7 protein-coding genes are annotated in these 8,014 nt (G+C 62.1%); 2 read left to right on the forward strand and 5 right to left on the reverse strand.

The features are described from left to right. Positions 1-666 (reverse strand): RNA methyltransferase (locus EN935_RS13580; protein WP_164771117.1); only part of this gene is annotated, 666 nt, incomplete at its 3' end. A gap of 237 nt (positions 667-903) precedes the next feature. Between EN935_RS13580 and EN935_RS13585 the strand changes: the two genes are divergently transcribed. Next, on the forward strand, positions 904-2,115 hold the full coding sequence (locus EN935_RS13585) for an NADP-dependent isocitrate dehydrogenase (protein WP_109669613.1): 1,212 nt from the start codon (positions 904-906) through the stop codon (positions 2,113-2,115). Positions 2,116-2,127: 12 nt separating this feature from the next. Then, positions 2,128-2,754 (forward strand): glutathione S-transferase family protein, encoded by a 627-nt coding sequence (locus tag EN935_RS13590; protein WP_127264228.1) that lies wholly within the window; start codon positions 2,128-2,130, stop codon positions 2,752-2,754. A gap of 8 nt (positions 2,755-2,762) precedes the next feature. Here EN935_RS13590 and EN935_RS13595 read toward each other — a convergent pair whose 3' ends face one another. From EN935_RS13595 to EN935_RS41420, 4 genes are all read right to left on the reverse strand, one after another. Continuing rightward, entirely contained in the window at positions 2,763-3,557 is a 795-nt protein-coding gene (locus EN935_RS13595; RefSeq protein WP_245468861.1) for a PhzF family phenazine biosynthesis protein, read from the reverse strand. A gap of 65 nt (positions 3,558-3,622) precedes the next feature. Then, positions 3,623-6,292, reverse strand: a complete 2,670-nt coding sequence (gene alaS / locus EN935_RS13600) for an alanine--tRNA ligase (protein WP_109669607.1) — start codon at positions 6,290-6,292, stop codon at positions 3,623-3,625. 295 nt (positions 6,293-6,587) lie between these two features. After that, positions 6,588-7,685 (reverse strand): recombinase RecA, encoded by a 1,098-nt coding sequence (recA, locus tag EN935_RS13605; RefSeq protein ID WP_057145834.1) that lies wholly within the window; start codon positions 7,683-7,685, stop codon positions 6,588-6,590. A gap of 109 nt (positions 7,686-7,794) precedes the next feature. Next, positions 7,795-8,014 (reverse strand): hypothetical protein (locus tag EN935_RS41420; protein ID WP_206534515.1); only part of this gene is annotated, 220 nt, incomplete at its 5' end.

An 8,014-nucleotide genomic window follows, 5' to 3' on the forward strand; every position in this document is an offset into this window, starting at 1 on the left:
CGTCAGCACAGCGCGCAGATTGTCGATCATTTTCGGCTTCTTCGGTGCCGGCCGGAAATAGCCGCGCGCTTCCAGGGCGCCTTCGAGATAGGCGAACAGACCGTGTAGCTCTTCCTTGCTTGCCGGCTTCATGTCCGGACCGGAAAAATTGGTCTTCGTCTCGTCTTCCAGGCCGGACTTCATCCACTCGTAGGACATCAGCAGCGCGGCCTGGGCAATGTTGAGCGAGGAGAAATCGGGATCGACCGGAAAGGTCACGATCTCGTCGGCAAGGCCGACCTCGTCATTGTAGAGGCCGAAGCGCTCGCGCCCGAACAGGATGCCGGTGCGCTGGCCCAGTACGTGACGAGCCCGTAGCACCCTGCCCGCTTCCACCGGCCCGCGCACGGATTTGAAGCCATCGCGTTGCCTGGCCGTGGTGGCGAAGACAAAGTTCAGGTCGGCGAGCGCCGAGGCCAGATCGTCGAAGACGGTGACAGCGTCGATGACATGATCGGCGCGGCTGGCCGCCGCGCGTGCCTTCTCGCTCGGCCAACCGTCACGAGGGTTGACGAGACGCAGCTCCGACAGACCGAAATTGGCCATGGCGCGCGCGACCATGCCGATGTTCTCACCGAGCTGCGGCTCGACCAGGATGATCGCCGGGCCGGTGGCTGGAATGGTCATGGCGTCTTCAGTGGCTGGCATGATTGTCAATGAACTGCTGTTTGCGGCATTTCAGCGTCCCCTGCCATATTCAGCCGCGAAAATGAAGCATTCGCAAATGATGGAGGCCAGGGCCTCACATTCGTGACCGATCGCCGTTTGCGTGGCCAAAAACGCTTTGATATACGGGCGGCATCTCCCGGTCGAACGCCACGTGGGCAAGGCCGTCCTATTTCCCAGCAACGAGGCATTCTTTCCATGGCGAAGATCAAGGTGGCGAACCCGGTCGTCGAACTCGACGGCGACGAGATGACCCGTATCATCTGGCAGTTCATCAAGGACAAGCTGATCCACCCTTATCTCGACCTCAAGCTCGAATATTACGACCTCGGCATCGAGCATCGTGACGCCACCAACGACCAGGTGACCATCGATTCGGCCAACGCCATCAAGAAATACGGCGTCGGCGTGAAATGCGCGACGATCACCCCCGACGAGCAGCGCGTCGAGGAGTTCAAGCTGAAGAAGATGTGGAAGTCGCCGAACGGCACCATCCGCAACATCCTCGGCGGCACGATCTTCCGCGAACCGATCATCATGAAGAACGTGCCGCGCCTGGTGCCTGGCTGGACCAAGCCGATCATCGTCGGCCGTCATGCCTTCGGCGACCAGTACCGCGCCACCGATTTCCGCTTTCCCGGCAAGGGCAAGCTGACGATCAAGTTCGTCGGCGAGGACGGCAAGGTCATCGAGCATGACGTCTACGACGCACCGGGCGCCGGCGTCGCCATGGCCATGTACAATCTCGACGACTCGATCCGCGAATTCGCGCGGGCCTCGCTGAACTATGGCCTGCTGCGCAACTATCCGGTCTATCTGTCGACCAAGAACACCATCCTCAAGGCCTATGACGGCCGCTTCAAGGACATCTTCCAGGAAGTCTACGAGGCCGAATTCGAGGCCGAGTTCAAGTCGAAGAAGCTGTGGTATGAACACCGCCTGATCGACGACATGGTGGCCTCCGCCCTGAAATGGTCGGGCGGCTATGTCTGGGCCTGCAAGAACTATGACGGCGACGTGCAGTCCGACACGGTCGCGCAAGGCTTTGGCTCGCTCGGCCTGATGACCTCGGTGCTGATGACGCCGGACGGCAAGACGGTGGAAGCCGAGGCCGCGCACGGCACCGTCACCCGCCACTACCGCCAGCACCAGAAGGGCGAGGAAACCTCGACCAACTCGATCGCCTCGATCTTCGCCTGGACGCGTGGCCTCGCCCACCGCGCCAAGCTCGACGACAATGCCGAATTGAAGCGCTTTGCCGACACGCTGGAAAAGGTCTGTATCCAGACGGTCGAGTCCGGCTTCATGACCAAGGACCTGTCGCTGCTGATCGGCCCCGATCAGCCCTGGCTTTCGACCTCGGGTTTTCTCGACAAGATCGACGAGAACCTGCAGAAGGCGATGGCCTGACCGGCAACCGGCATGGGCAAGCCCACCGTCCACGGGGCGGATTACAGCGTCTACGTGCGCATCGTCCGCCTCGTGCTTGCGGAGAAAGGCATCGACTACGAGCTTGTGCCGGTCGATGTCTTTGCCGCCGAGGGCATTCCCGCCTGGTATTTCGAGCACCATCCGTTCGGTCGCATCCCGGCGTTCTCGTATGACGGGTTTCGGCTCTTCGAGACGAGCGCGATCGCGCGCTATGTCGACGAGGCTTTCGCAGGACCAGATCTCCAGCCAACGGACGCTCGCGCCCGCGCAACCATGAACCAGATCATCGGCATGCTCGACGCCTATGCCTACAGGTCGATGGTCTGGGATGTCGCCGTCGAGCGGCTGGAGAGGGAGCCCCCCGACGAGACCCTGATCGCCAACGGGCTTTCACAGGCCAGCAAAGCGCTTCAGACGCTTTCCTCGCTGAAAGCGCCGGGGCCGTGGTTGTTGGGCGATCGGCTGACACTGGCCGATCTGCACGCAGCGCCGATCATCGGTTATTTTCTCAAAGTCAGTGAAGGGCAAAAGCTGCTGGCCGAATTTCCTGAAATCCAGGCTTGGTGGGACCGGATTTCAGCGCGCGCCAGCTTTGCCGCGACCACTCCGGCGGCCTGAGCCCACCTTCATTCCGGAAGGTAGATTTCCGCCTTCATGAAGGTCTTGGCGCGACCCAGGATCAGCACACGATCTCCGGCCAGGTCGCACAAAAGGTGCCCGCCGCGCTGCGAGCACTGGAACGCTGACAGATGGGTTTTGCGGAGCTTTTCAGCCCAGTACGGCACCAGCGTCGCGTGAATGGAGCCAGTTACCGGATCCTCGGGGATGCCTGCTCCGGGAACGAAATAACGGGAGACGAAATCATGCGTTTGCCCGCGCGCGGTGATGACCAGTCCAAGCGGATGAAAGGCGCCGATCCTGAGCAAATCGGGAACGAAGGACCGCACGGACTGCTCATCGGCAAACTCGACGAACAGGTTCTCGAAATTACGAAAGCCTGCAACCGGATGCGGGGACAAAATATCCCGCAGCGCCGATACGGTTTCGCCATCGACAGGTTGCGGCGGAAAACAGGGCAGGTCGAGCTGATAGGCGCCCTGCCGCTGGGAGACCCGCAACTCGCCTACCCGTGTGGCAAAGGCCATGTCGTCAGCCACATTGTGTTGCGAAGCCAACACATGGGCAATCGCCAGGGTGGCATGGCCACAGAAGTCGACTTCGTGAACCGGCGTGAACCAGCGCAAATCCCAGCCCTTGCCATTGCGCCGCGCAAAGGCGGTCTCGGCCAGATTGTTCTCGTTCGCGATGGCCTGCATGACATCGTCCGCCAGCCAGTCCTCCAGGATGAGGACGGCGGCGGGATTACCCTGAAAGGCCCGGTCGGCAAAAGCGTCTACCTGATACATGATCAGCGTGGGCACGGCACCCTCCAGATGTCAGCCAGGCAGCCGGCTGTCAGGCCGGCCACGCTTCGAGGGGTGCTGGTTTACGCCGCCTCGCTGATCGCAGCCCTCACCGCCGCAATCGCATCATTGGCCTTGGAAGCATCGGGGCCACCGGCCTGCGCCATATCGGGCCGACCGCCGCCGCCCTGCCCGCCCAGTGCGGCGGAGGCGACGCGCACCAGGTCGACGGCGCTGAAGCGGCCGACGAGATCGTCGGTGACGGCGACCACAACACTCGCCTTGTTGTCCTCACCGGCGCCGACGAAGACGACGACGCCGGAACCGAGCGAACTCTTGCCAGCATCGGCCAGCGGCTTCAAATCCTTGGGCGAGACCCCGGAGACCGCCTTGCCAAGGAAGCCGACACCGGCCACGGTCTCGTTCTCCGACGGCGCACCAGCGGCAGCACCGCCGCCCAGCGCCAGCTTCTTGCGCGCTTCGGTCAGTTCCTTTTCGAGCTTCTTTCGCTCATCGAGCAGCGCCTCGACACGCGCCGGCACGTCGGCCGGCGAGATCTTCAGTGTCGCGGCGACCGATTTCAGACGCCGGTCCTGCTCATCGAGATGCCTGCGCGCGGCTTCGCCGGTCAACGCCTCGATGCGGCGTACGCCGGCGGCGACCGCACTGTCCGACACGACACGCACCAGGCCAATGTCGCCGGTCGCCCTGACATGCGTGCCGCCGCAGAGCTCGACCGAATAGGGCCGGTTGGCCTTGGCGCCATGCACGCCGGTGCCCATCGACACGACGCGCACTTCGTCGCCATATTTCTCGCCAAACAGCGCCATGGCGCCTTCGGCGATGGCATCGTCGACCGACATCAGGCGCGTGGACACCGGGCTGTTCTGGACGACGATCTCGTTGGCCATGCGCTCGACCTCTTCGAGATCCTCTGGCGAAATGGGCTTGTTGTGCGAGATGTCGAAGCGCAGGCGCTCCGGCGCCACCAGCGAACCCTTCTGCGCGACATGGCTGCCCAGCACCTCGCGCAGCGCCTCATGGATCAGATGCGTCGCGGAATGGTTGGCGCGCAGCCTGGTGCGGCGCGCGTGATCGACCTTCAACTCGACGGCGGCGCCCGTCTTGACGGTGCCGCTGGCCACCTTGCCGACATGGACGAACAGCCCATCAGCCTTCTTTTGCGTATCCGAAACCTCGATCGAAAAACCTTCGCCTGAAATGATACCGGTGTCGCCCATCTGGCCGCCGGACTCGGCATAGAACGGCGTCTGGTTGACGACGATCGCCACCGCGTCGCCCTTGCCGGCGCTGTCGACAGTCTTGCCGTCCCGGACAAGCGCCTGGATGATGCCTTCCGCAGCTTCAGTCTCGTAGCCGAGGAACTCGGTGGCGCCTGCCTTCTCGCGCACGGAGAACCAGATGGTCTCGGTGGCCGCGTCGCCAGACCCAGCCCAATGCTTACGCGCCTCGGCCTTCTGCTGCTCCATCGCATTGGTGAAGCCGGCAAGATCGACCGAGATGCTGCGCTGGCGCAGCGCATCCTGTGTCAGATCGAGCGGGAAGCCGTAGGTGTCGTAGAGCTTGAAGGCCGTTTCGCCGTCCAGCATGTCGCCGGCATGCAGCGTTTCCGTCGCCTCGGAGAGCAGGCCGAGGCCGCGCACCAGCGTCTTGCGAAACCTGGTCTCCTCAAGCTTGAGGGTCTCGGTGATCAACTGTTCGCCGCGCAGCAATTCAGGATAGGCCTGGCCCATTTCGCGCACCAGCGCCGGCACCAGCTTCCACATCAGCGGCTCGCTGGCACCGAGTAACTGCGCATGGCGCATAGCGCGGCGCATGATGCGGCGCAGGACATAGCCCCGGCCTTCGTTCGACGGCAGCACGCCGTCGGCCACCAGGAAGGAGGACGAGCGCAGATGATCGGCAATGACGCGGAAGGACGCGACCGTCTCCTTGTCGGGACCATGCCCGATGGCGGACGAGGCCGCGTCGATCAGATGACGGAACAGATCGGTCTCGAAGACGCTTTCCACCCCCTGCAGGATGGACGCCATGCGCTCCAGGCCCATGCCGGTGTCGATCGACGGGCGCGGCAGGTCGATGCGCTCCTCCTTCGTCACCTGTTCATACTGCATGAACACCAGGTTCCAGAACTCGAGGAAACGGTCGCCATCCTCCTCCGGGCTGCCGGGAGGTCCGCCCCAGATGTGTTCGCCACGGTCGATGAATATCTCCGAGCACGGCCCGCAGGGTCCAGTATCGCCCATTGCCCAGAAATTGTCCGAGGTCGCGATGCGAATGATGCGATCGTCCGAAAACCCGGCGATCTTCTTCCAGAAGCCGGCCGCCTCGTCGTCCGTGTGATAGACGGTGACCAGCAGCTTGTCCTTGTTCAGCCCGAACTCCTTGGTGATCAGGTTCCAGGCAAGCTCGATGGCGCGCTCCTTGAAATAGTCGCCAAAGGAGAAATTGCCGAGCATCTCGAAAAAGGTCAGATGGCGCGCGGTATAGCCGACATTGTCGAGATCGTTGTGCTTGCCGCCGGCGCGAACGCTCTTCTGGGCGGTCGAGGCGCGCGAATAGGGCCGCTTCTCCAGGCCGGTGAAGACGTTCTTGAACTGCACCATGCCGGCGTTAGTGAACATCAGCGTCGGGTCGTTGCGCGGCACCAGCGGGCTCGACGCGACGATCTCGTGACCCTCCTTGCGGAAGTAGTCGAGAAATGTCGACCGGATTTCGTTCACGCCACTCATGAATGCTGCCTTTTCGGAAGAGCCGCCGGCAAACCGACGGAAATGGGCTCTGCGTTTTAGAAGATAGGACTTGGCCTTTTAGCCGCCGCGCTTCACCCTGTCCAGAAACACGGAATTGGTCCAATCCATGGCCCCTGCCGGCAGTTCGAACCCGCTTGGTTTTGCCGCCAAAACGCAAAACCGCCGGCACTGGGCCGACGGTTTCGAAACGCAATACTCGGAACTCGATTACATAAGCCTGAGATAATAGAACGCGATTATGGCCGAACTCCGGCCGGCATCGCGCACGAAGCTGTTACATCGCGCCGGATTCTTCCTCGAAACCGTCGTCGCCACCTTCAGAGCCGCCATTCTCAAGGAACTTCTCGGCGATCAGCCCGGCATTCTGCCTGAGCGCCAGTTCGATCTCGCGCGCGGTGTCGGGGTTATCACGCAGGAACAGCTTGGCATTCTCGCGACCCTGGCCGAGACGCTGCGAATTGTAGGAGAACCAGGCGCCCGACTTCTCGACCACGCCGGCCTTGACTCCGAGATCGACCAGTTCGCCGGTCTTGGACACGCCTTCACCATACATGATATCGAACTCGACCACCTTGAAGGGCGGCGCCAGCTTGTTCTTGACCACCTTGACGCGGGTCTGGTTGCCGACGACCTCGTCGCGGTCCTTGACCGAACCGATGCGGCGGATATCGAGGCGCACCGAAGCGTAGAATTTCAGCGCGTTGCCGCCGGTGGTGGTTTCGGGCGAACCGAACATGACGCCGATCTTCATGCGGATCTGGTTGATGAAGATGACCATGGTGTTGGAGCGCGAGATCGAAGCGGTCAGCTTGCGCAGCGCCTGGCTCATCAGGCGGGCCTGCAGGCCGGGCAGCGAATCGCCCATCTCGCCTTCGATTTCGGCGCGTGGCGTCAGCGCGGCGACCGAATCGACCACCAGCACGTCGATGGCGCCGGAGCGCACCAGCGTGTCGCAGATTTCCAGCGCCTGCTCACCAGTGTCGGGCTGCGAGATCAGGAGGTTCTCGAGATCGACGCCAAGCTTGCGGGCATAGACTGGGTCAAGCGCGTGCTCGGCATCGACGAAGGCGCAGATGCCGCCCTTCTTCTGAGCTTCGGCCACGGTGTGCAGGGCCAGCGTCGTCTTGCCCGAGCTTTCCGGCCCATAGATCTCGACGATGCGGCCGCGCGGCAGGCCACCGACGCCAAGCGCGATGTCGAGGCCAAGCGAGCCTGTCGGCACCGTTTCGATCTCGACGACCTGCTCGTTCGCGCCGAGCCGCATGATCGAGCCCTTGCCGAAAGCCCGCTCGATCTGCGACAGCGCCGCATCCAGAGCCTTTGATTTGTCCACTGCCTTATCCTCTACAAGCCGCAAAGAATTCTGAGCCATGATACATCACCCCTTGGTCGTCAATGAAGGCCGGACAATCCGTAATCCCTGCCATTTTGTACCTTTTTTGTTCTCGTTTGGCAAGAGGGGTCAAATATCTGAAAAACAATCAATATCCAGATTTGTTCTTTTTTTGTCTCACGATTCGTTTCACGATGCATCCCGCATTGGGCCAGACGGCTCGATTGTTTCGATCTGCCGAATCGCTGCCTTGCATGCGAAGCTTCGTCACGCAGCCTAGCGCTTGTGCGGCTGGAATAACAAAGGTCATATCGCCGGCATGCTGAAATCCGCGAAAATACTGGCCGTAGGCGGCGCCCATATCGACC

Origin of the sequence: Mesorhizobium sp. M7D.F.Ca.US.004.03.1.1 (genome assembly GCF_003998635.1) — a bacterium.
GTDB lineage: Bacteria > Pseudomonadota > Alphaproteobacteria > Rhizobiales > Rhizobiaceae > Mesorhizobium > Mesorhizobium loti.

Excerpts from the sequence above, each read along its gene's own strand:
- EN935_RS13585 (WP_109669613.1), top strand. The coding sequence starts at position 904 with ATGGCGAAGATCAAGGTGGCGAACCCGGTCGTCGAACTCGACGGCGAC.
- EN935_RS13590 (WP_127264228.1), top strand. The coding sequence starts at position 2,128 with ATGGGCAAGCCCACCGTCCACGGGGCGGATTACAGCGTCTACGTGCGC.
- alaS (WP_109669607.1), bottom strand. The coding sequence starts at position 6,292 with ATGAGTGGCGTGAACGAAATCCGGTCGACATTTCTCGACTACTTCCGC.
- recA (WP_057145834.1), bottom strand. The coding sequence starts at position 7,685 with ATGGCTCAGAATTCTTTGCGGCTTGTAGAGGATAAGGCAGTGGACAAA.